The sequence below is a fragment of the Chitinophaga hostae genome, assembly GCF_018224885.1.
In the GTDB taxonomy this organism is placed as follows: Bacteria; Bacteroidota; Bacteroidia; order Chitinophagales; family Chitinophagaceae; genus Chitinophaga; species Chitinophaga hostae.
In genome coordinates, this window is sequence record NZ_JAGTXB010000002.1 from 98,075 (window position 1) to 121,660 (window position 23,586).

At 44.1% G+C, this 23,586-nt stretch carries 22 protein-coding genes; 14 read left to right on the plus strand and 8 right to left on the minus strand.

Translation table 11 applies throughout. From position 1 onward, the window contains the following. The first annotated feature begins 47 nt into the window (after positions 1–47). The 4 genes from KE626_RS04625 (at position 48) to carA (ending at position 3,883) form a co-directional block, all read left to right on the plus strand. Positions 48–1,043, plus strand: a complete 996-nt coding sequence (locus KE626_RS04625) for a DNA-directed RNA polymerase subunit alpha (protein ID WP_079470750.1) — start codon at positions 48–50, stop codon at positions 1,041–1,043. Positions 1,044–1,204: 161 nt separating this feature from the next. Continuing rightward, positions 1,205–1,696: a 50S ribosomal protein L17 gene (gene rplQ / locus KE626_RS04630; protein WP_211971708.1), complete on the plus strand. Its 492-nt coding sequence runs from the start codon at positions 1,205–1,207 to the stop codon at positions 1,694–1,696. 108 nt (positions 1,697–1,804) lie between these two features. Continuing rightward, positions 1,805–2,632 (plus strand): hypothetical protein, encoded by an 828-nt coding sequence (locus KE626_RS04635; protein WP_211971709.1) that lies wholly within the window; start codon positions 1,805–1,807, stop codon positions 2,630–2,632. Positions 2,633–2,770: 138 nt separating this feature from the next. Continuing rightward, the gene (gene carA, locus KE626_RS04640; RefSeq protein ID WP_211971710.1) at positions 2,771–3,883 is read left to right on the plus strand and encodes a glutamine-hydrolyzing carbamoyl-phosphate synthase small subunit; all 1,113 of its coding nucleotides are present in this window, start codon (positions 2,771–2,773) and stop codon (positions 3,881–3,883) included. 672 nt (positions 3,884–4,555) lie between these two features. Here the strand turns inward: carA and KE626_RS04645 are convergent. Beyond that, positions 4,556–5,755, minus strand: coding sequence for a pyridoxal phosphate-dependent aminotransferase (locus tag KE626_RS04645; RefSeq protein ID WP_211971711.1), 1,200 nt, complete (start codon positions 5,753–5,755; stop codon positions 4,556–4,558). A 107-nt stretch (positions 5,756–5,862) separates the two neighbouring features. Then, positions 5,863–6,267, minus strand: a complete 405-nt coding sequence (locus tag KE626_RS04650) for a DUF1573 domain-containing protein (RefSeq protein WP_211971712.1) — start codon at positions 6,265–6,267, stop codon at positions 5,863–5,865. 224 nt (positions 6,268–6,491) lie between these two features. Here KE626_RS04650 and KE626_RS04655 point away from each other — a divergent pair, with 224 nt between their 5' ends. Then, positions 6,492–8,870, plus strand: a complete 2,379-nt coding sequence (locus tag KE626_RS04655) for an alpha-ketoacid dehydrogenase subunit alpha/beta (protein WP_249207269.1) — start codon at positions 6,492–6,494, stop codon at positions 8,868–8,870. Between the two features lie 239 nt (positions 8,871–9,109). On the opposite strand, the gene KE626_RS04660 is transcribed toward KE626_RS04655, so the two are convergent. Next, positions 9,110–9,373 (minus strand): hypothetical protein, encoded by a 264-nt coding sequence (locus KE626_RS04660; RefSeq protein ID WP_211971714.1) that lies wholly within the window; start codon positions 9,371–9,373, stop codon positions 9,110–9,112. A 138-nt stretch (positions 9,374–9,511) separates the two neighbouring features. On the opposite strand from KE626_RS04660, the gene KE626_RS04665 reads away from it, so the two are divergent. The 3 genes from KE626_RS04665 to KE626_RS04675 all read left to right on the plus strand — a co-directional run bounded on the left by KE626_RS04665 (position 9,512) and on the right by KE626_RS04675 (position 12,261). Then, complete coding sequence (locus KE626_RS04665; RefSeq protein ID WP_211971715.1) at positions 9,512–10,327, plus strand: alpha-1,2-fucosyltransferase; 816 nt, start codon at positions 9,512–9,514, stop codon at positions 10,325–10,327. Between the two features lie 12 nt (positions 10,328–10,339). Beyond that, on the plus strand, positions 10,340–11,296 hold the full coding sequence (locus tag KE626_RS04670; protein ID WP_211971716.1) for a D-2-hydroxyacid dehydrogenase: 957 nt from the start codon (positions 10,340–10,342) through the stop codon (positions 11,294–11,296). 242 nt (positions 11,297–11,538) lie between these two features. Beyond that, on the plus strand, positions 11,539–12,261 hold the full coding sequence (locus KE626_RS04675; protein WP_211971717.1) for a response regulator transcription factor: 723 nt from the start codon (positions 11,539–11,541) through the stop codon (positions 12,259–12,261). A 105-nt stretch (positions 12,262–12,366) separates the two neighbouring features. Here the strand turns inward: KE626_RS04675 and KE626_RS04680 are convergent, their stop codons facing one another. Next, positions 12,367–13,077, minus strand: a complete 711-nt coding sequence (locus KE626_RS04680) for a YebC/PmpR family DNA-binding transcriptional regulator (protein ID WP_211971718.1) — start codon at positions 13,075–13,077, stop codon at positions 12,367–12,369. A 165-nt stretch (positions 13,078–13,242) separates the two neighbouring features. Further along, a complete protein-coding gene (locus KE626_RS04685; protein ID WP_211971719.1) occupies positions 13,243–14,748 on the minus strand; it encodes an amino acid permease in 1,506 nt (501 codons plus the stop codon). Between the two features lie 193 nt (positions 14,749–14,941). Between KE626_RS04685 and KE626_RS04690 the strand changes: the two genes are divergently transcribed. From KE626_RS04690 to KE626_RS04700, 3 genes are all read left to right on the plus strand, one after another. Continuing rightward, positions 14,942–16,222, plus strand: coding sequence for a dicarboxylate/amino acid:cation symporter (locus KE626_RS04690; protein WP_211971720.1), 1,281 nt, complete (start codon positions 14,942–14,944; stop codon positions 16,220–16,222). A 65-nt stretch (positions 16,223–16,287) separates the two neighbouring features. Then, on the plus strand, positions 16,288–16,971 hold the full coding sequence (locus KE626_RS04695) for a DedA family protein (RefSeq protein ID WP_211971721.1): 684 nt from the start codon (positions 16,288–16,290) through the stop codon (positions 16,969–16,971). 81 nt (positions 16,972–17,052) lie between these two features. Beyond that, positions 17,053–18,288, plus strand: coding sequence for an MFS transporter (locus KE626_RS04700; protein WP_211971722.1), 1,236 nt, complete (start codon positions 17,053–17,055; stop codon positions 18,286–18,288). On the opposite strand, the gene KE626_RS04705 is transcribed toward KE626_RS04700, so the two are convergent. From KE626_RS04705 to KE626_RS04715, 3 genes are all read right to left on the minus strand, one after another. Next, on the minus strand, positions 18,285–18,746 hold the full coding sequence (locus KE626_RS04705) for a MarR family winged helix-turn-helix transcriptional regulator (RefSeq protein ID WP_211971723.1): 462 nt from the start codon (positions 18,744–18,746) through the stop codon (positions 18,285–18,287). The genes KE626_RS04700 and KE626_RS04705 overlap by 4 nt on opposite strands. Positions 18,747–19,111: 365 nt before the next feature. Next, entirely contained in the window at positions 19,112–20,053 is a 942-nt protein-coding gene (gene mdh / locus KE626_RS04710) for a malate dehydrogenase (protein ID WP_211971724.1), read from the minus strand. Positions 20,054–20,151: 98 nt separating this feature from the next. Beyond that, complete coding sequence (locus tag KE626_RS04715; protein WP_211971725.1) at positions 20,152–20,655, minus strand: peroxiredoxin family protein; 504 nt, start codon at positions 20,653–20,655, stop codon at positions 20,152–20,154. 189 nt (positions 20,656–20,844) lie between these two features. Here KE626_RS04715 and efp point away from each other — a divergent pair, with 189 nt between their 5' ends. The 3 genes from efp to accC all read left to right on the plus strand — a co-directional run bounded on the left by efp (position 20,845) and on the right by accC (position 23,474). Beyond that, positions 20,845–21,411 (plus strand): elongation factor P, encoded by a 567-nt coding sequence (gene efp / locus KE626_RS04720; RefSeq protein WP_089903140.1) that lies wholly within the window; start codon positions 20,845–20,847, stop codon positions 21,409–21,411. A gap of 131 nt (positions 21,412–21,542) precedes the next feature. Continuing rightward, positions 21,543–22,022 carry an acetyl-CoA carboxylase biotin carboxyl carrier protein gene (accB, locus tag KE626_RS04725; protein ID WP_211971726.1) on the plus strand — a complete coding sequence of 160 codons (480 nt, stop codon included), beginning with the start codon at positions 21,543–21,545 and terminating at the stop codon, positions 22,020–22,022. Between the two features lie 114 nt (positions 22,023–22,136). Next, the gene (gene accC, locus KE626_RS04730; RefSeq protein ID WP_211971727.1) at positions 22,137–23,474 is read left to right on the plus strand and encodes an acetyl-CoA carboxylase biotin carboxylase subunit; all 1,338 of its coding nucleotides are present in this window, start codon (positions 22,137–22,139) and stop codon (positions 23,472–23,474) included. The last annotated feature ends 112 nt before the right edge of the window (positions 23,475–23,586 follow it).

The window sequence follows — 23,586 nt, forward strand, 5'->3', positions numbered from 1 at the left end:
AAGGTCATGGACTAACCTCATATTTAACAAATAAATCTATCATATCAATGGCAATTTTAAATTTCCAGAAACCTGATAAGATCGTATTGCAGAAGTCTACCGACTTTGAAGCTCAATTCGAATTCCGTCCATTAGAACCAGGTTATGCTGTGACTGTCGGTAATGCGTTACGTCGCGTACTGTTGTCTTCTTTGGAGGGCTATGCCATTGTGGGTATTAAAATTGAAGGAGCTGATCACGAGTTCGCTACACTGAAAGGTGTTACGGAAGACGTTACTGAGATCATTCTGAATCTGAAACAGGTTCGTTTCAAAAGAATCTCTGAGAGCGATGTAACGAACGAAAAGATCACGCTGTCGATCAAGGGTAAAACAGAATTTCGTGCGGATATGATTGAAAAAGCCACCAGCGCTTTCCAGATCATGAATCCAGAGCTGTTAATCTGCACCCTGGATCCTTCTGCCAAGCTGGATATCGAACTGACTATCGGTAAAGGCCGTGGTTATGTTCCGGCTGAGGAAAACAAACCCAAGGATGCAGTATTCGGCTACATCGCGATCGACTCTATCTTTACGCCGATCAAAAACGTAAAGTACAGTATAGAAAACACCCGTGTGGAACAAAAAACTGACTATGAGAAACTCGTAATGGAGGTGATCACAGACGGTACTATCCATCCGGAAGAAGCAGTTAAACAAGCTTCCCGCATCCTGATTCAGCACCTGATGATCATTACTGATGAAAACATCAGCTTTGATACAAAAGACACTGAAAAAGAAGATGTAGTGGACGAACAAACACTGCAACTGCGTAAGATCCTGAAAACACCACTGGAAGATCTCGATCTGAGTGTGCGTGCATTCAACTGTCTGAAAGCAGCTAAAATCAATTCCCTCAGCGAACTGGTACAATACGAACAGGAAGAACTGATGAAGTTCAGAAACTTCGGCCAGAAATCCCTCAGCGAAATTGAACAAGTATTAGGCGAAAGAGGTCTGCACTTCGGTATGGACTTATCCAAGCTGAAACTGGAAGAAGAATAATTTCAAAATATTTAGCCTTTGATCTTTAGCTGCTAAAGCTAACTATCAAAGGCTAAAATTTTTTATCAAACAATTAAAGGCTAAAAGCTAACGGCTAATAGCTAACATTTCAACATACCTTACAATTCCTGACACGGTGTAAGGGTTAAAACAAAAATGTCATGCGTCACGGAGTTAAATTAAACAAATTAAGCAGAACTGCTTCCCACCGTAAAGCCCTGATGTCCAATCTGGCTTGCGAACTGATCAGCCACAAACGTATCACCACTACACTGGCAAAGGCAAAAGCCCTGCGTGTGTATGTTGAGCCGCTGCTGACAAGGGGAAAAACTGATTCTACCCATAACCGTAGAATCGTGTTCAGCTACCTGCAGGATAAAGAAGCTATCAAGGAACTGTTCGGTGCGATCAGTGAGAAAATAGCTACCCGTCCTGGTGGTTACACCCGTATCATTAAACTGGGCAAACGTCATGGGGATAACGCAGAAGTTGCACTGATTGAACTGGTAGATTTCAACGAAATCTATGGTAAAACAGAAGAAAAAGCTGCTGCTAAGAAAACCCGTCGTGCCGGTGGTGCTAAGAAGAAAGCAGAAGAAGCAACTGAAACTAAAGCTGCTGATACTGCAACAGAAGAAAAATCTGCTGAGTAATCTTATTCTGATCGATACGAAAAAAGGACAAAGCTTAGCTTTGTCCTTTTTTATGCCCTGTTAGATACATAAATTTCGTAATATTACAGTCGTTAGAATTATACTCCTATGAAATACCTGCACTGTGATGGCTGCGGACATGCCAACCCACTAAAATCAGAATACCTTACCTTTTGTAATGACTGCGGTAAAAAACTGCCACAAAATTTTGCAGACTGGCGGAAGCGCTATCCCATGGCCTCATTCCAGGAGTATACCCGGCAGGTGGGCATCTCTCCCAAAACAGAAAAATCAAACTTCCTGCTTGCCTGGGCGAAAAAACAGCTGCAGCCTGTGAACAGGGGAAAGGTGATACTGTTTTTTTCAGTTTTTATGCTGTTGCTCGCTGTAACCGGGACATTATTCGGTAAACGGGCCGTGTTCACTTTTATATATCCGAAAGTACCCGCCAGCTCCCTGTATAATAGTTGGCAAACCGCTACAATAGGCCGGCAGGCACTTGAAATCAGCACGCCGGTAAAGTTGTGGGTGCATGATCAGCCTATGGAAGGGGAGGAAGCAAAAGTGATAGAATATGCCAAAAGCTATAGAAATGAAGATGGTGGTGGCATCCGCATCGCGGTGAATATGTTTAGTTACCTGGCCAATGTGGCCAACAGCCTGGAAGAAGCAGTAGCTGCTTCGCATAATAGCATGCAACTGAGCGAAACAGCCACGGAAATGGACTGCAAGTCCGTGCCCGTACTGATTTCCGGCATGAGGGGCGTACTCGAAGAAGGAAGCTACCTTTACAAAGGCGGAATCCGCCTGGCTTTTTGTAATCTCGTGATGACGAAAGGAAGCAGCCGCTGGCAAATACAGATTAACTATCGGGAAGATGATCAGGTGGGCCACCAGGTAGCACAAAGAATCCTAAAATCAGTAAAAATTAAATAAGATCTTCTTTTCTGGTAAAAAAAATCTGTATTTAACTGTTGCATTTCATACCTTTGCACGGTTTTTTATCCGAACCTTCAGGGCTTATTGTACCCTTGAAGGTTTTTTTTAAAATATAAAACAACACAGATACCAGAAATGCCTCAGACAAGAACCATCCAACCTGCCATACTGCTGTTAGACGACGGTACGGTTTTTCAGGGAAAAGCTTTTGGGAAAATTGGCACTGCTGCCGGTGAATTAGCTTTCAATACCGGTATGACGGGTTACCAGGAAGTGTTTACGGACCCTTCTTACAAAGGACAGGTGCTTATAATGAACAACTGCTACATCGGGAACTACGGTACCAAAAAGGATGACGTAGAGAGCAGCAGCGTTAAGATCAATGGTTTGATCGCAAAGAATATCGCGTATAACTATTCCAGGAAAATGGCCGATGAGTCGCTGGAAACGTTCCTGGCCGATAATAACCTGGTGGCGATATACGATGTCGATACCCGCGCGCTCGTTTCTCATATCCGCAGTAAAGGTGCGATGAACTGTATCATTTCTTCCGCTATCCTGGATATCGATCAGCTAAAAGCCGAATTGGCAAAAGTGCCGTCCATGGAAGGATTGGCATTATGCAAAGAGGTAACTACCCCGGAGGTATACAATGTAGGCGATCCGGCAGCAGAGATCCGCATTGCAGTGCTGGACAATGGCGTAAAAAGAAATATGCTGAAATGCCTGTCCGATAAAGGAGCTTACCTGCAGGTATATCCAACTGATACAAAATTTGAAGTATGTGAGGAGTTCAAACCCCACGCATATTTTATCTCCAATGGTCCTGGTGATCCGGCTCCACTCACTTATGCGGTGGATACGGTAAAGCAGATCCTGGCAGCAGAAAGACCAATGTTTGGTATCTGCCTCGGGCATCAGCTGCTGGCCTTGGCCAATGGTATTCCAACATATAAAATGCACCATGGCCACCGTGGATTAAATCACCCGGTAAAGAACCTGAAAACCGGGTTGTGCGAAATCACTACCCAGAACCATGGTTTTGCCGTAGACCCTAAAGCAGTAGCTGCCAGCGAAAACGTGGAAATAACTCACGTTAACCTGAATGACAATTCTGTAGAAGGTATCCGCATCCGGAATAAACCGGCATTCAGCGTGCAGTATCACCCGGAGTCAACTCCCGGTCCATTCGATAGCCGTTACCTGTTTGACGACTTTTTTGAAATGATTAAGAAGCACAAGGCTTAAAGGCGAAAGCATAAAGCTATAAAAGCGAGACGGTCCCGAGGAATCGGGACCGTTGCATTTTAAAATTCCACGTTATGAAAACAAACGAAATTACCATAACACATAGTGTTAGTTCTTCCGCCCGTTTTATTACATAACAATATTATAGAAAAAAGGTAAACGATTGAGTGAATATTTTTAGGTGTTGCAACCCGAAAAGGGTGTTTTTTCCGTTTTGAAAAGAAAATCGAAGGTTTAGGGCAAAAAAATACGGCTCTGTGATCAGAGCCGTTTGCCTTTATAAATTCCACGTTATGAAAAACTGATACAAAAATACGATATTTTGCTAAAACGTTTTAGTTAATCTTTGAGTTTTACAGAAGATTGATAAATCTCCTTTTGTATAACATTTCAAAGGTCGGACCAAATAAACGTTCTAAGAAATAATGCAGGTTAAATTTTTCTTAAACAAGTTTAGATTTTGCAGTCCATCGTATATGTAAATATTTTTATTATTTGATTTTTTCGATCGTTGTTGTTATTTATGTATCAAATATACGAAACAAAATATGAAAATTCCAAGCAATCGATATTAAATAATTGTGTTTTTGACATAAAAACAAAACATTAAATTATTTATAATATGTTTTTGCTCTTTCCCATTGAATTTTATCTCTTGCATCCAGGCAAAAATTATTTGGAAATTTTACCCGGGTACAATTCAAGCGCTTTTTCCAGGCAGACCATTGCATGACTAATGTCGGTTGTATTTAATACATAAGCCAGCCGGACTTCGTTTTTACCCAGTCCAGGCGTGGCATAAAAGCCGGTAGCAGGCGCCATCATCACAGTTTGGCCTTCATGGGAGAAGGATTCCAGCATCCATTGGCAGAATTTATCCGAATCATCAATCGGCAAACTGGCCATCGCGTAGAATGCTCCACCGGGATTAGGGCAAAACACACCGGGAATTTTATTCAGCATGCTGACGAGGATATCCCTGCGGCTCAGGTATTCGGCTTTGATACCATCAAAATAGTCTGCCGGCAGATCTACCGCGGCTTCGCCGGCTATTTGGGCAAAGGAAGGCGGGCTCAGACGGGCCTGAGCAAATTTCATGGCAGCATCGAGCACTGACTGGTTTTTGGTTACGAAGGCGCCTATACGCCCACCGCAGGCACTGTATCTTTTGGAAATGGTATCCATCAGGATCACATTTTCGTCCATACCTTCCAGGTTCATAGCAGAGAAGTGCTGGCCGGTGTAGCAAAATTCCCGGTAAGCCTCATCAGAGAAGAGGAACAGGTTATATTTCAGGCACAATTGCTTCAATACTTCCATTTCTTCCTTACTGTACAGGTAACCGGTTGGGTTATTGGGGTTACAGATAAGGATAGCCCTGGTACGCGGTGTAATAGCTTTTTCAAAATCAGCCATAGCAGGTAACGCAAAGCCGGTTTCGATACTGGCGGTAATGGTTTTAATCTTTACTTCTGCCTCAACAGCAAAGCCATTGTAGTTGGCATAAAATGGTTCGGGAACAATTACTTCGTCTCCCGGATCCAGGCAGGCCATGAAAGCAAACACAATTGCTTCGGAGCCACCGGTGGTAACAATGATCTGGTTGTGGTGAAGGGAGATATTGAATCTTTCATAGTAAGTCACCAGTTTCCGGCGATAGCTCTCGTTTCCGGCGCTGTGACTATACTCCAGGATCTTAAAATCGGAATGACGCACCGCATCCAATACTGGTTTGGGAGTTTCGATATCCGGTTGGCCGATGTTCAGGTGGTATACCTTCACACCTCTTTTCTTGGCTGCTTCGGCGAATGGTACTAGTTTTCTGATGGGAGAAGGTGGCATTTGCTCACCCCTCTGGCTAATGGTAGGCATAAAATTGTTTTGATTCTTGGTGTGCAAAGATAGTGGATCGTATGGGCAACAAAAAACCTTACAGCACATTGTGCTGTAAGGTCTTAGTATGTTGAAAGTGTGGACTGTTACTTGTTGTTGGAACCAACTGTACCTGTCAGGTGCAGTTCTTTATCCTGATCCACGCCTCTGAACTTAACCCAGATGGTTTTATTCTGTTGACCTACACCGTTAGCGCTGTATGTCGCGGTAACTTTACCTTTTTTACCAGGCAGAATAGGTTCCTGTGTCCATTTAGGAGTAGTGCAACCGCAGCTGGCACGGGCAGCTTCAATCAGAATTGGTTCTTTTGAAATGTTGGTGAATTCGAAATCAGCAGTTACCGGTTTGTTTAATTCAGTTTTGCCAAAATCAACGGTTTCTTTTACAAATTTTACTTTTGTATCTGCCGGATTCTGGGTCGTTGTGGTCTGAGCCCACAACGCTGTAGTCAGCAGCATGCTCGCAAACAGGGATAAGATAAACTTTTTCATTTTCATATGATGGTTTTAAAGCGACCGGTTAAAAAATATTGATATCTTTCTTGGTAAGAACAAATTTACGGCCAAAAAGCATTATAAACCTTACAATTTATTAAATTCCCATTAAAAAAAATCAGATTATTTTAAATGAAGGTTTCATGCCATTTTTCTACTGTATAATTAACCTTACTTTTGTACTTTAACCATGAGGCATGATAGAAAATAACGAACTAGCTATGAATTTAGAAAGCCGGTTGTCATTCGAAGAATTCCGTAAGGAAGTGCTAAATGATTACAGGTTGGCCTGTGATAGCAGGGAGATTAGTCTGCTGGCCCGTAAGGAAGTGCTTACAGGTAAAGCAAAGTTTGGCATTTTTGGAGATGGAAAGGAAGTGGCGCAGATCGCAATGTCAAAATACTTTCAGCCAGGGGACTTTCGTTCCGGTTATTACCGCGACCAAACCGTTGCATTTGCCACAGGTATCGCTACCCCTGAACAATTTTTTTCGCAGTTATACGCAGATCCGGACCTGAAAAATGATCCTTTTTCGGGCGGCCGTCAGATGAATTCCCACTATGCCACGCCCAACCTGGGTAAAGATGGCAACTGGCTGGACCTGGCGCAAATGAAAAACTCTGCCGCGGATATGGCGCCAACGGCCGCACAAATGCCCCGTGCATTGGGCCTGGCATATGCCTCCAAAATGTTTCGTGAGGTAGAAAACCTCCATCAATATAAAGGACTGTCTAATAACGGGAATGAAATATGTTTCGCTACCATCGGCGATGCCTCAACGTCTGAAGGTCATTTCTGGGAAACCATGAATGCAGCCGGCGTTCTGCAGGTGCCACTGGCAGTATTTGTATGGGACGACGGCTACGGCATTTCTGTTCCCCGTAAATACCAGACCACTAAAAACTCTATCAGTGCTGCCCTCGAAGGATTCCGGAAAACGGAAGATTCGAACGGTTTTGATATCTACAATGTTAAAGGATGGGATTACGCAGGCATGTGCGAAGTGTTTGAAGCAGCCATCCGCAAAATCCGCGAAACACATATCCCGGCGCTGTTTCACGTAGAGGAAATAACGCAGCCCCAGGGTCACTCTACCAGTGGTTCTCATGAGCGTTATAAAAGTAAGGAACGCCTTTCCTGGGAAAGGGAATTCGACTGTAACGTTAAAATGCGTTCCTGGATTATTGAAAACGCTTTGTGCGATGAGGAAACATTGCTGGCAGTAGAGGCGGAAGCAAAAGTAAAAGCACAGGAAGCCCGCAAGACGGCCTGGGAAAAATATATTACGCCTATTAAGGAACATGTACAGTCTTTCATATCACTGGCAACGCCGCTGCTGTCAACTGCAGGCGTTGATGTAAGTATGATCAGTACTGCTATCCGTGATCTTCAGCATAACCGCGAACCACTTCGCCGGGATATTTTGAAGGCCGCTGCCACCATCCTGCTGAAGCATGGGCACCTCAAACAGGATCCTGCCATAGCCGCTTTACAGCAGTATTACGATGAGTATCTGCAAAGCGAAAAGGATAATTACAACTCCTATCTATATGCTACCGGTGTAAACTCTGCACTGAATGTTCCTGTTGTTGACGCTGCTTACGACGCAGACAGCATCACGGTAAACGGCTATGAAATTCTGAATAAATATTTTGATCAGCTGATTACCAACAATCCGAAGGTATTTGCTTTCGGGGAAGACGTTGGTAAAATTGGTGACGTAAACCAGGGCTTCGCCGGCTTACAGCAGAAACATGGAAAAGATCGTATAGCCGATACCGGTATACGTGAACTCACTATCATGGGACAGGGTATTGGTATGGCATTACGTGGTCTTCGCCCGATTGCGGAAATACAATATCTCGACTACCTGTTGTATGGTTTACAACCACTCAGTGATGATGTTGCCTCCCTGCAATACCGCACCAAAGGCATCATGCATTGCCCGATCATTGTACGTACCCGCGGGCATCGCCTTGAAGGTATCTGGCACAGCGGATCTCCGATGGGCATGATCATTAATTCCCTGCGCGGTATGTATGTATGCGTGCCACGTAATATGGTACAGGCGGCAGGTATGTATAACACCCTGCTGCAGGCGAATGAACCAGCACTGGTAATTGAATCGTTAAACGGTTATCGTTTAAAGGAAAAGGTACCTGCCAATATGGAAACATTCACCGTACCATTAGGTATCCCTGAAATATTGCAGGAAGGATCAGATGTTACTATTGTAACATATGGTTCTATGACGCGCATTGTTGAAGAAGCTATGGTAACATTGGCTGAAATGGGGGTTTCCTGTGAACTGATCGATGTACAAACTTTGCTGCCTTTCGATATTCACCACAGCATTGTGGAATCATTAAAGAAAACCAATCGCATCCTCTTTATAGATGAAGATGTACCGGGTGGTGGCACCGCTTATATGTTCCAGCAGGTGATCGAAAACCAGGGCGGATACCGCTGGCTTGATGTGGCTCCGCGTACCATGAGTGCACAGGCGCATCGCCCTGCCTATGGCTCCGACGGAGACTATTTCTCTAAACCTAATACGGAACAGGTGGTAAAAGCAGTTATGGAAATGATGCAGGAATAACAGCTGATTAATATAAAAGGAGCCGGTTTCTTCAGCAGAAGCCGGCTTTTTTTTGCGGGTGCTCACAATAGGCGAAGCCATCATCACAGCATGTGTTTGCTGAAATGATGGCTTCTTTAAAATTAAGCAGTTGGTAGGCTTAGTAGTGTTTTGCTATTATGGCGCAGCAAAGGTGGGAGTATTTTTTTGATGTGAGAAGGAAGAGAATTGGAGTTAATGATTATTTCACACCAGGTTATCTACTCCCGCATTTTTATGTCTCCCAGTTTCTCCTGCAACTCTGCCTCAAATTTATCGCAACAGCATGCTATCATTTTAAACGTCAGCTGCTTTTCCCCAAGCCCCAAATAATCTACCTGTACGGTTACTACTGCATCCTTGTGGCTGGAACACCTTATTTTGCTGTAATGTTTGTTAAGCGTATCTACCAGGCTATTCAATGCAGGGCTGCTGATACGTGCATCGAGGTTGTCGATTAAATCGCCGAGAGACGCTGAGTCCATTAAGGATGAATGGGATTTTGAAATAAATTTTAACATGGATATAGTGTATGAAGAATAAATATAGTTGATAACGGGACAATGAATATAGGATAACGCCAGATTTTAATTCTATATATTTATGATCAGGTAAAGAAAACAATGCTTAACAAGAAAATTATTTTAACGCGTCCATACGGACAAACCAGCAATATTTTTTTTCAGCATGCTTACTTTGATGCGTTTTGCAGAGAGCATGAGATAAAGTTTGTGAATCCTTATATGCAATCCTATTATAAGGATTATCCGCATCTGAATGAACATGGGCGCAGTAAACTGATGGATTATCTGACCCGTAAGCTGCTGAAGAAAAAGTTGAAATGGAAAATGATTAAGTCGGTTGATTTTGATGATCTCGACAAGGTACCGGCCTATGATGATTATATTTTAAACAGCAGGGAAACAACGTTGTACTGCGAGGGCTGGTATTTCAGGCATACTGATCTGATGATAAAATACCGGAAAGTATACCAGCATTTGTTTGCACCGGATGTAGATAAGGCAGAGATGCAGAAGAGCTATCTCACTAAAACAAATGATCAGTTATTGATCGCTGTGCATATCAGAAGAGGTGATTATAAAGAATACCTGGATGGCAGGTATTTTTATGACGATGCCTTATATATCGATAAGGTTGGTGAGTTGGTAAACGCATTGGGCCGCGATTATAAGCTGATTATTTTTACGAATGACCCGGTGCTGAACGAGGCGGTATATCGCAGTCATTTCGGTAACCTTATTATTTCCCGCAATAATGTAAAGACGGACCATTACCTCATGTCGCAATGCGATTATATTATTGGTCCGCCCAGCCGCTTTTCCTTATGGGCGAGTTATATGGGTGACAAGCCTTACTATCATATCTATGAGCCCGAAGAACAGGTGACGCTGGACAAGTTTGAAAAAATGTATGCTTAAAAAATAATGCGCATGAAGAATATTGTAGTATTGGATGGTTATACGTTGAATCCCGGAGATCTTGACTGGCGTGCGTTGCAGGCATTGGGCAATGTAACTTTATATGATCGAACGCCGGAAGCGACAGTGGCGGAGCGGATAAAGGATGCGCATATTATATTAACCAATAAGGCCATTGTAAATGAAACGGCTATCCGGGAGGCGACCCGGTTGGAATACATTGGCGTAACAGCTACCGGTTACAATGTGGTAGATACGGTTGCTGCCAGAAGTCGTCAGATTCCTGTGACCAATGTACCTGCTTATAGTTCCGCCTCCGTGGCGCAGTTAACATTTGCCCTGATATTGGAATTATGCCATCATACGGGTTTGCATGCTGATAGTGTGCGGGCAGGGGAGTGGGCTAAGAGCGGGGATTTCAGTTATTGGAAAACGCCTTTAACAGAGCTGGCTGGCAGCACGCTGGGTATAGTAGGTTTGGGGCAGATAGGGCAGGCAGTTGCGCGTATTGCGCAGGCATTTGGCATGAAGGTGATCGCCTGCCATAAGCATCCGGAAAGGGATGCTATGAGTGGCGTTGCTTTTGTGGATCAGGCTACCTGTTTTCGCGAAGCGGATATTGTATCCCTGCATTGCCCGTTGAATGCGGCCAATAGAGAGTTTGTGAATACTGCTTTGCTGCATATCATGAAAAAAACGGCGTTCCTGATTAATACCAGCCGCGGGCCTTTGATCCGGGAGGCCGACCTGGCGGCGGCATTACAGGAAGGCATTATTGCCGGCGCCGCGCTGGATGTATTATCATCAGAGCCTCCATCTGCGGATAATCCGCTGGTAAAAGCACCTCATACTATTATCACTCCACATATTGCCTGGGCAACCCAGGCCGCCAGAAAACGATTAATGTTCACAACGGTTGAAAATGTAAAAGCCTTCCTGGAAGGGATTCCGCAAAATATTATTAATTAGGAATACCCCGTTAAGCGAATAAATAGGTTATTAATAAGTAAGGCGTACCAAACAGAAAATAATTACTCCTGGGGTATAAAACCAGTTACAATGGTTAAAATGAATGTTCACTGAAGAAGTGAATAGGGATGAACGACCAGGGTTATGATTATGTTATTTATTTTTGAATAAACGTACCTGATACGCTCATTATTAAGGTACCTACAACTAAAATCTATTTACTCGCTTAAAACCAATGTTACATGCAACCAAGCATTCTTTTGGCAGAGGACGATATCTTTTTTGCCAAGGTGGTAAAAAGACAACTGGAACGTGCCGGCTACAACGTTACCCTTTGTGAGAACGGCCTTGAAGGCTGGGAAAAGTTTCAAAAACATGTTTTCGATCTCTGTCTGCTGGATGTGGTGATGCCCAAAAAAGATGGCTTCGCACTGGCAGAAGACATCCGCTCCATGGATGTGAACGTGCCTATCATCTTTACCTCTTCCCGCTATATGGAGCAGGACAGGCTGCAGGGCTTCGAATCCGGGGCAGATGATTACATTGTGAAACCCTTCAATATGCAGGAATTGTTGTGCAGGGTGGAAGTATACCTGAAACGCAGCCGTTTGCTGAAAAGTGAACGCCGTATTGTGTATACCATCAGCAACCTTGTATTTGACTACTCTCAGTATCATATCAGGCATAAAAGCGCCGATTCCCATGTTCGTATGGCCCCAAAAGAAGCGGAGCTGCTTCGCTTTCTGTGCGAGAATTCTAATAAGAAATTGAAGAAAGACGATATCCTGGCCTGTATCTGGGGACAGGACGATTTCTTCGCATCACGTGTAATGGACGTTTACCTGACCAGACTCCGTAAACACATCGCTCAAGACCCAGCCGTAAAGCTTGAAACCTACCATGGCAAAGGGCTTATGTTTATTGCAGATGACCTGGACCGTTCACACACCATTGCTAAAGTCTAGCTGTTTTTCGGTTTAGAAAGTTAACCAATGGAAAAACGTCCGCCTGTAAGGCGGACGTTCTTTATTTTATACATACTGTCCCGGTATAGGTACAGCATCAGTCATTTATTTCAGATTGTAGAAAACCTGCTGTACATCATCATCCTGCTCCAGGCGGTCTACCAGTTCCAGCACTTCTTTCGCCTGTTCATCGTTCAACTCCACTGTAGTGGTGGGGATGCGTTTCAGTTCAGAACTGATTACTTCGATGCCTTTATCGTCCAGGGCCTTGGCCATATTACCGAATTCGCCGAATGCTGCCCGGATAATAATGTTGCCTTCGCTGTCTTCCCCTACTTCTTCCAAACCAAAATCAATCAGCTCCAGTTCCAGTTCTTCCAGGTCTTGTCCTTTGTTCTTTATTTTAAACTCACCTACCCGGTTAAACAGGAAACCAACGGATCCGCTGTTGCCCAGGCTGCCTCCGCCTTTGGTGAAATGCATACGCAGGTTGGCTACCGTGCGGGTGGTATTATCAGTGGCGGTATCAATGATTACGGCTACGCCATGGGGAGCATAACCTTCGTAAACAACTTCTTCGTAATCCGTTTTGTCTTTACCCATCGCACGTTTGATGGCTGCATCCACACGGTCTTTCGGCATGTTCACACTCTTGGCGTTGAGTATGCAGCGACGGAGGGCGGGGTTGTTGTCAGGATCAGGGCCGGAAGCCTTTACAGCAATGGCTATTTCCTTTCCTATTCTTGAAAATGCTTTCGCCATCTTATCCCAGCGGGCAAACATGGTCGATTTCCTTACTTCAAATATTCTTCCCATTTTGGTGGTATATAATTATAGTGACTTGTAAAAATAGAACGCAAAAATAAGGATTTTCAGATTTAGGCGTAGCGGGATTTAGGATTTAACGAAAGCGGAGAACAAAACGAACAGGTAATGTTCCGCTTTGTTCTCCGCTTTCACTATAATTTATATGCAGCAGGACTACTTAATTTCATCCAGTGCCTTACGGGCTTTACTGTGTTTTACGCTGTAGCCGAAGTATACCACAAAGCCAATTCCCAGCCATACAAACAGGCGGGTCCAGTTTTCAATTCCAAGGCTGATGATCATAGTAAGGCAGAAAGCAGCGCCCAGCAATGGTACAAATGGTACCAGCGGCGTTTTAAACGCACGGGGAGTTTCCGGGTTGCTTTTACGCATTACAATAACCCCTATACAAACCAGCACAAAGGCAAACAGGGTACCGATACTGGTCATTTCACCCACCACATTGTCCGGGATAAAGGCGGCAAACAAGGATACAAATACGAAGAACATCCATTGTGAGCGGTAAGGCGTACGGTATTTAGGATGCAATTTGGCAAATACAGCCGGTACCAGTCCGTCGTTACTCATGGAGTAGAATACCCTTGTTTGTCCGAGTAACATTACCAGGATAACGGAAGAGAATCCAGCCAGGATAGCTACAGTAATGAAAAGCGATAACCAGCTATAACCAGGCATATAGGTATCAATAGCATAAGCAACAGATGCTTCACCGCCTGCTTTCAGGAAGTCGGTGAAGGGTGCGATACCGGTTAATACGTATGAAAACAGGATATATAATAATGTACAAACGGCCAGTGATACGAGAATACCGATAGGCATGTTCCGCTTAGGATTCTTTGTTTCCTGGGCTGCAGTAGATACCGCATCAAACCCGATGAACGCAAAGAACACCACCCCGGCGCCCCTTAGCACGCCTGCCCATCCGTGATTCCAGAAGTGAGAATAATCAACGATCTGGCCATTGTGCATTTTTACGCTGCCAGCGGTAGCTGGAATGGTAAAAGGTGTATGATTAGCAGGATTGATAAATTTCCATCCCAGGAAGATGAATAGCATTACGATGGCCACCTTCGTGATTACGATAATATTATTAACGATTGCGGAGCCCTGGGTACCTCTAACCAGCAGCATAGTAAGCGCCAGGAGGATAAACAGGGAAGGAACGTTCATAATACCCTGCACACCCGCGTCGGATGTTTCAAAGGGACTATGACACCATTCATATGGTATTGTAACGTGAAAAACGCTTGTGAGTAACTTATTCAGGTACTGTGACCAGCCAATGGCTACGGTTGCAGCTCCCAGCGCGTATTCCAGCACCAGATCCCAACCGATGATCCAGGCCACGAATTCTCCCAGTGTGGCATAAGAATAAGTATAGGCGCTTCCTGCAATAGGAATCATGGAGGCAAATTCGGCATAGCATAAACCCGCCAGTGCACAGCCTATAGCGGCAATAATAAAGGAGATGGTAACGGCGGGACCAGCATGTTGTCCTGCAGCAGCAGCTGTTCTTACAAAAAGTCCGGCGCCGATAATAGCACCGATACCCAGTGCTACCAGGGATCCTGCTCCAAGTGTCCTTTTCAGACCCTTTTCAGATTCTCCGGCTTCGGCCATTAAAACGGATAGTTGTTTTTTAGCAAAAAGTTTGCTCATACGCGATGGTATTGTGGTTGATGTTTTAAGGTAGTTTAGTTATGTTGTTGTTAGTCGCCAAATATAATATCTAAAATCAAAAACGGACACTTTTATTTTGGCCACTAACGCGCGTTTTTAGCTGCTTAACCTTATTTTTGGGAAATTTTCCGGTTACAACTTTTAATTATTACAAGATAAATTCTCGCTCCGCATGAAGAAATCGTCGAATCTGCTTACCCTTTATATTTTCATTGCCATGTTAATCGGAATAGGCACCGGCTATGCCGTATTCCTGATTTACGGCAACCAGGTACCTCCCCCTCCGGCCGGTACCAAAGACACTCCGCAGATCTTCGCCGATAATATCTCCATTCTGACCGATATCTTCCTCCGCCTGGTTAAAATGATCATCGCTCCGCTGGTATTCTCTACCCTGGTGGTAGGGGTGGCCAAACTGGGCGATATAAAAGCAGTGGGCCGTATTGGAGGAAAAACCATGCTGTGGTTTATCAGTGCAACCTTTGTATCATTGTTTCTTGGTTTGGTATTGGTAAACCTGATGAAACCGGGTTTATCGCTGCAGTTGCCTTTGCCCGATGAACATGCTTCTTCCGGTATTGCCAAAGCAGATATGACGCTGAAAGGCTTTTTTCAGCACGTGGTGCCCGATAGTGTGGTGAATGCAATGGCGCATAATGAAATACTGCAGATCGTGGTATTTGCTATTTTCTTTGGTGTGGCAGCTGCTTCCATTGGCGAAAAAGCTTACCCGGTGGTGAAATTCCTGGATAGCGTGGCGCATATCATGCTGAAGGTAACCGGTTTTGTAATGAATTTTGCGCCTTTCGCCGTATTCGGTGCTATGGCCGGTATTATTGCTGTAAAAGGCCCTGTAGTGCTGGTTACTTATGGTAAGTTCATTGTACAGTTCTATATAGGTTTGCTTAGTTTGTGGGTGGTGATCGCCTTTGTTGGATGGCTGATACTGGGTAAGCCGGTATTCCGTTTGCTGGGCGTCATTAAAGATCCGTTGTTGCTGGCTTTTGGTACTGCCAGTAGCGAAGCGGCTTATCCACGGACTATGGAAGAACTGGAAAAATTTGGCTGCGACAGCCGTATTGTTAGCTTTGTATTACCCCTGGGCTACTCTTTTAACCTGGATGGCTCTATGATGTATATGACCTTTGCCAGTTTATTTATAGCGCAGGCGTATGGTATGCACCTGAGCATTGATCAGCAGATTACGATGTTATTGGTATTGATGATTACCAGTAAAGGGATTGCGGGCGTACCGCGTGCTTCCCTGGTGGTGATTGCCGGTACCCTGTCCATGTTCCATATTCCGGAAGCGGGGCTTATCCTGTTGCTAGGGGTAGACCATTTGCTTGACATGGGCCGTTCTGCTACCAATGTAATCGGAAACGCCATGGCCACCGCTGTTGTGTCCAAATGGGAAAATAAACTTACGCCCGGAGATGCCACGAATGCCTAACTTAACAAATGCCTAACAGATTAATGTTTATTTTACCAATTCAGAAAAAGAAATAGCGTACTAGCATGGACCAGATTATTGAGTTTTTTAAACACCTCATTAATCCCTCGTGGATTATTGAACACGGTGGCCTTTACCTGTTACTGGCGATCATCTTCGCAGAAACAGGCCTTTTTATCGGATTCTTTCTGCCGGGAGATTCGCTGCTCTTTGTGGCGGGGATCTATAGTGAAGACCTTTGCCGCAGCTTTTTTGATATGCCTTTTGTAGTGATTATGTTTTTAATTGCTGTTGCCGGCGTACTGGGTAACATGGTAGGCTTCTGGTTTGGTAAAAAATCGGGTCCTTTATTATTTAAGAAGAAGGACACCTTCTTTTTTAGAAAGAAGCATCTGCACCAGGCCCACGAGTTTTTTGTAAAGTATGGTGGCGGCGCTATCTTCTTTGCCCGCTTCCTGCCCATTATCCGCACCTTTGCTCCGATAGTGGCAGGTATTGTGGGAATGGAAAGCAAAAAGTTTATGTTCTTTAACATCATTGGGTCCTTTGCCTGGGTATTTTCGATGATGCTGGCAGGTCATTACCTCGACAAACTGTTCCCGAATCTGAAAGAGCACCTGGAACTCATTATCCTGGTAATTGTGCTGATCACCACTTTACCGGTACTGATCAAAGTGGTTTTTGGAAAAGTAAAGCACCAGTCGTCCCACCCACACACGGAAGTAGAAAAAACAGATTCTCCATTATAATTTTTTATATCTTTAAAAGGGCTCTCGTAAGAGGCCCTTTTTTTATTAATTCCCGTTATTATTATCATCAACCAAACAAAAATGAAAACCGACAATCGTCCTGTTTCTATTTTCAATATAGCTGTAATAGTGGCTTCACTGGGCTATTTCGTGGATATTTATGACCTTTTGCTGTTTACCATTGTAAGAGTACCGAGTTTAAAATCACTTGGATTGCCTCAGAGTGAAATTGATGCCGGCGCAGGGATGTTACTGATCAACATACAGATGGTGGGCTTGCTGGTGGGCGGCATTTTCTGGGGGATTATCGGCGACAAAAAAGGTCGTTTAAGCGTGTTGTTTGGATCCATCCTTATTTATTCGATCGCCAATATTGCCAATGGTTTTGTGCACGGCATCAACGGATATGTGCTATGGCGTTTTGTGGCCGGCTTTGGCCTGGCAGGGGAGCTGGGTGCGGGTATTACCCTGGTGTCTGAAATTCTGCCAAAGGAAAAAAGAGGTTATGGCACTATGATAGTGGCTACTGTAGGCGTTTCCGGCGCCGTGGCAGCCAACCTGATTGCCAAACTGGTGGGTGACTGGCGCATTTGTTATTTTATTGGCGGTGGGCTGGGCCTGGCTTTGCTGATCCTGCGGGTGAGTGTAATGGAGTCGCATATGTTTAACGCGGTAAAGGCTTCCACCGCTTCCAGGGGAAGTTTTATGGCTTTGTTTAACAACAGGGAGCGTTTTATTAAATACCTGAAATGTATGCTGCTGGGTACTCCTACCTGGTTTGTAGTAGGGATACTTATTGCTTTTTCCAATAAGTTTGCTGCCGTTATGAACGTACAGGGGGCTATCAGTCCCGGCGATGCCGTAGCCTTTTGTTATGCAGGACTGGTATTGGGTGATTTTACTACCGGCCTGGTCAGCCAGTTATGGAAAAGCCGCCGCAAGGTGATGCTGCTGTTCCTGGTACTAACGGGCGTGATGGTTGCCGTGTATTTGAATTTACATGGTGTGGAAACCTGGGTGTTTTATACTGTGTGTTTTATACTTGGCTTCAGTGTTGGCTTCTGGGCTATTTTTGTAACAATTGCAGCAGAGAGTTTTGGTACCAATCTGAGGGCTACGGTGGCTACTACTGTTCCTAACTTCGCCAGGGGGATGTTGCCCCTGATATCCCTGTTGTTTATAAAAGTACAGGACTACTTTACTTTCCTGCAAAGCGGTGCTGTTGTTGCAGTTGTCTGCATTGGTATTGCACTGGTAACCGCGTGGAAGGTGGAAGAAACATTTGGTAAAGATCTGAACTACCTGGAAGAAATTTAATGATAGCTTTCCAGCATTTTATCCAGCAGCTTATTCAGCTGTATGAGTTCTTTTTCGTTTAATGATTTCAGGGTATTATCCAGTTGGCCGATTTCGTCATCGATTACTTTCAGCAGCTGGAGGCCCTTGTCATTAATGCGAACATCTACTGCGCGTCTGTCCATCTCGCTGTTTTTGCGTTCTACCAGGTCAGCTTTGCGGAGTCGTTCCACGAGGCGGGAAACGTCACTCATTTTGTCCAGCATTCTTTCTTTCAGCAGGTTGATATTAGCCGCTTTGGGATGTTGTCCGCGAAGAATGCGCAGTATATTGTACTGCTGCATAGTAATGCCATATTGCTTGAAGAACTGCTGGTGACGGGACGTTATCCAGTTACCGACAAAAATCAGGCTGATCAGGCCACGCTGATTTTCGCTTTCAAATGTTTTCTGTGTAATCAGTTTTTCCAGGTTAGACATACATTCAGAGTTAAACTAAATTTGACGGAACGATTTAGAACTGTTTCATTTATACTGCTTTAGCTCCTGTCGGAGTCGTGGTAAAATTACGAATAAAAACAGAATTGCCGGGTTTGTCTTGTCGAGGATTCGACCATTTTTGCCGATTATTTGGATTTTGTCTTGCTCAGGATTAAACTGATTTTGATGACCCGATGATTTTTTCTCTGATGATTTTAAAAAGATTAGCGAAGATAAAAGCGGAAATCCGCTTATATCTTCGCTAATCTTTTTAAATCCTGTAAAAGTATAATCCTGAAATCATCAAAATCAGTTTAATCCTGGGTAAGACAAAATCAGTTTAATCCTGAGTAAGACAAAAATACTTATGCTGTAGCCGACTGCATTTTATCCAGTACGTCCATTACTTCCTTTACATGTTGGGCAGAGGTATTCAATAATTCTTTTTCTGCTGCATTCAGTTGCAGTTCGATAATTTTTTCTATTCCGTTTTTACCCAGTACTACAGGTACGCCGAGGTAGATATCTTTGAGGCCATACTGACCGGATAACCAGGCGCATACGGGGAAAATACGTTTTTCATCTTTTACTATCGCTTCCACCATTTGCGCGGCGGCAGCTCCCGGAGCGTACCAGGCAGAAGTGCCGAGCAGGTTTACGATTTCGCCGCCACCTACTTTTGTACGCTGGATGATAGCTTCCAGTTTATCATTGGCTACCAGTTCTGTTACAGGAATACCACTTACGGTAGTATAACGTGGCAGCGGCACCATTGTATCGCCATGGCCACCCATCAGGATTGCCTGTATATCTTTCGGTGAGCAGCCAATTTCATCTGCCAGGAAAGCGCGGTAACGGGCGGTATCGAGTATACCGGCCATACCAAATACTTTACTGCTGTCTTTTTTGGCGCTGAGATAACTGCAATAGGTCATTACATCCAAAGGATTGCTCACAATGATGATAATGGCATCCGGAGAATGTTTGGTAATATTTTCAGTCACCGATTTCACAATGTTGGCATTGGTGGAAATCAGGTCATCCCTGCTCATTCCAGGTTTACGCGGAAGTCCTGACGTGATCACTACTACATCGCTGTTAGCGGTTTTGGTGTAGTCATTAGTCACTCCTGTAATTTTGGTACTGTAATAATCAATGGGAGCCTGTTGCCATGTGTCCAGGGCCTTACCTTCAGCCGTTCCTTCTTTAATATCCAATAAAACCACCTCCTGCAGAAAATCTTTGTGGGCCAGCACATTGGCACACGTTGCGCCTACGTTCCCGGCTCCTACTACTGTAACTTTCATTTTGTCTATAGCTTTAAAAGTGAAGAATGATTGTGATTAAACAAATGTAATGATTCGGCTTTAGAATAACCGGTCATACAGGCACATTTTCCAAAGGATTATTTGTTCAGATAAAACAGCAGGGAATCTATCTTGGCACTTCCTTCAAAGCCCTTTACAAACTGCTGTTTCCTGTCATATATGTATAATCCGGGGAAGTAACGGAGGTCATAAAAATACATGATCTGACGGGTAGGTTCGCTGGCCATAATGATGTTTGGATAGTTTTTGATCTTATACTGATCATAATATTCCTTCATTTGTTCTACCTTAAACGGGGTGACCATCAGGATCTGTGTTTTTTTAAATTTGTCAATATTCTTCAACATTTCTTCGGTCAGGTGCTTACAGTGATCACAGTCAACACTGAACACAAACACCATCGTTTTTTCGTTCCGCTTGAGATCGTTTTTTGTAATTGAATGGCCATCCACGAGCGTAAGTGGGAAGGCTGGAATGATCGGATACTGTAAATATGGTGGTTTTGCCGGAGGATTAGCATTGGTTTGAGCCTTCAAAAACACGGGTAAACAGCCTAAAATAACTAAAAACACGTAGCGCATACTTATAAAAGTTTCTTGATTTGAGTTTAAATTTACCGGATAAATGTCATTTATTGAATAAAAATGACGAAAATTGAGCCGAAAAGGGACTAATCTATCTAATTTTGGGAATTAGTTGCTTGTTCATATGCGAAAATTTTTACTTTTGCAATCCGTATAAATTTTTAACTTAAAATCAGTAACCTATTTATGGCTACCACCGCAGATATCAGAACAGGATTAATTATCAAGCTGGATAACAGTTTGTATTCTGTTGTAGAGTTTGGTCAGAACAAAACCGCCCGTGCAGCCGCAAAGGTTTGGGCTAAATTGAAGGGCGTTGACAATAGCCGTTCTATAGAGCACACATGGAACTCAGGAGACACCATCTTCCCTATCCGCATTGAAAAGAAAGCTTTCCAATACTTATATAAAGATGATACCGGCTACAACTTCATGGATAATGAAACGTTTGAGCAGATAGCTATGCCGGAAACAGCGATAGATGCTCCGCAATTCCTGAAAGAAGGACAGGAAGTAAGTGTGCAGATCAATACAGAAACGGAGCAGTATATGGCAGTAGAATTACCAGACAAAATTGTGGTACTGGTAACTTACTCCGAGCCAGGTGTGAAAGGTGATACTGCTACCCGTACTTTGAAACCCGCTACTGTGGAGACCGGAGCAACTGTGATGGTGCCGTTGTTTGTGGACGAGGGAGAGCTGATCCGTGTTAATACCAAGAATGGTGAGTACATCGAGAGAGTAAAAGCATAAATCATTTGGCATTGTGGGTTTCCGGGTGGGAATTTTGTTTCTGAGGGATAATTCTTTCTGAAGCAATATTCCTGAATGCGTGAAATTTGCGAGCCATCATATTCTATATTTCTAAACCAAAAACTGTCTACATGGACTTTAAACAGATTCAGGAACTGGTAAAAATGATCAACAAATCAAATATCAGTGAACTGAGCATTGAACAGGACAAGTTTAAGATTACAATAAAACAGAAGGATAACGAAGTACAACAGGTAATCACCGTTCCTGCAACCATGGCACCCGCACAGGCAGTAGCCGCTGTAGCTCCTGCAGCAGCTCCCGCTCCCGCAGCACCCGCAGCTGCTGCGCCAGCTCCTTCCAAAGAAAGCAACCTGGTTACTATCAAATCTCCCATGATCGGGACCTTCTACCGCAGCGCCGGTCCGGACAAAGCACCTTTCATCAACGTTGGTGACGAAGTAGCTCCCGGTAAAGTGGTGTGCATCATCGAAGCAATGAAGTTATTCAACGAAATAGAGAGTGAAGTAAGTGGTAAAGTTGTGAAAGTACTGGTAGATGACGCATCTCCGGTAGAATACGACCAGCCTTTATTCTTAGTTGAACCGTAATAATAGCCTTTAACCGTTAGCCTTTAGCTTTTCAATCCTTACTGAGGTCAGGACTGAACCGCTAAAGGCTAACAGCTAAAAGCTAACAGCTATTATTAACTTATAAGGAAAACAATGTTCAAAAAAATATTGATTGCCAACCGCGGTGAAATTGCCCTTCGGATTATCCGTACCTGTAAGGAAATGGGTATCAAAACGGTGGCAGTTTATTCTACAGCAGATAAAGACAGCCTGCATGTGAAATTTGCCGATGAAGCAGTATGCATAGGCAAACCACAAAGCACGGAGTCTTATCTGAACATCCCTCACCTGATGGCTGCTGCTGAAATCACGAATGCAGACGCTATCCACCCCGGATACGGCTTCCTGGCTGAAAATGCCCGTTTTGCTGAAATCTGTGGTGAGCATGGTATTAAGTTCATCGGACCCACTCCGGATATGATCCGCAGAATGGGAGATAAGATGACCGCTAAGGAAACCATGATTGCTGCCGGTGTACCGGTTATTCCAGGTTCTGAAGGACTGCTGCAAAGCGTGGAAGAAGCCAAGGCAATTGCAAAAGGCATGGGACTTCCGGTAATCATCAAAGCCACTGCCGGCGGTGGTGGTAAAGGTATGCGTGTGGTATGGGAAGAAAGTGAGATAGAGACTGCCTACAACATGGCTAAAAATGAAGCGCGTGCTTCTTTCAGCAACGATGGTATCTACATGGAGAAATTCGTGGAAGAACCCCGTCATATTGAAATCCAGGTAGCAGGTGATCAATACGGTAAAGTATGTCACCTCAGTGAAAGGGATTGCTCTATCCAGCGTCGTCACCAGAAGCTGGTAGAAGAATCGCCTTCTCCGTTTATGACGCCTGAGCTGCGTGAGAAAATGGGGGAAGCAGCTATCAAGGCAGCCAGTGCGATCAACTATGAAAGTGTTGGTACCATTGAGTTCCTGGTAGATAAACACCGCAATTTCTATTTCATGGAAATGAATACACGTATCCAGGTAGAACACGGTGTTACGGAAGAAGTGATCAATTTCGACCTGGTAAAAGAGCAGATCAAGATTGCAGCAGGTATTCCTATCTCCGGAAAAAATTATACGCCACAGATGCATGCCATCGAATGTCGTATCAATGCGGAAGATCCTTACAACGATTTCCGTCCTTCTCCCGGTAAAATCACTACGCTGCATATTCCCGGCGGTCATGGCGTACGTGTGGATTCCCACATCTATGCCGGTTACGTTATTCCGCCGTATTATGACTCCATGGTAGCGAAAATTATTACTATGGCGCAAACCCGCGAAGAGGCCATCAATACGATGGAGCGCGCATTGAGCGAGTTTGTGATCGAAGGTGTTAAAACAACGATTCCTTTCCATCAGCAGCTGATGCGTGATGAAAACTTCCGTAAAGGTAACTTTACCACCAAGTTTACAGAAACGTTTAAGTTGGTATAACGGTAACGGATATACTATTTTGAGCATCCTCCCGGCTTCATTGCCCGGAGGATTTTTTTATGTGTGGTAACTCTCCTGTAGCGGGGGTAAAAAACAAAGCCCCGGATGAAAA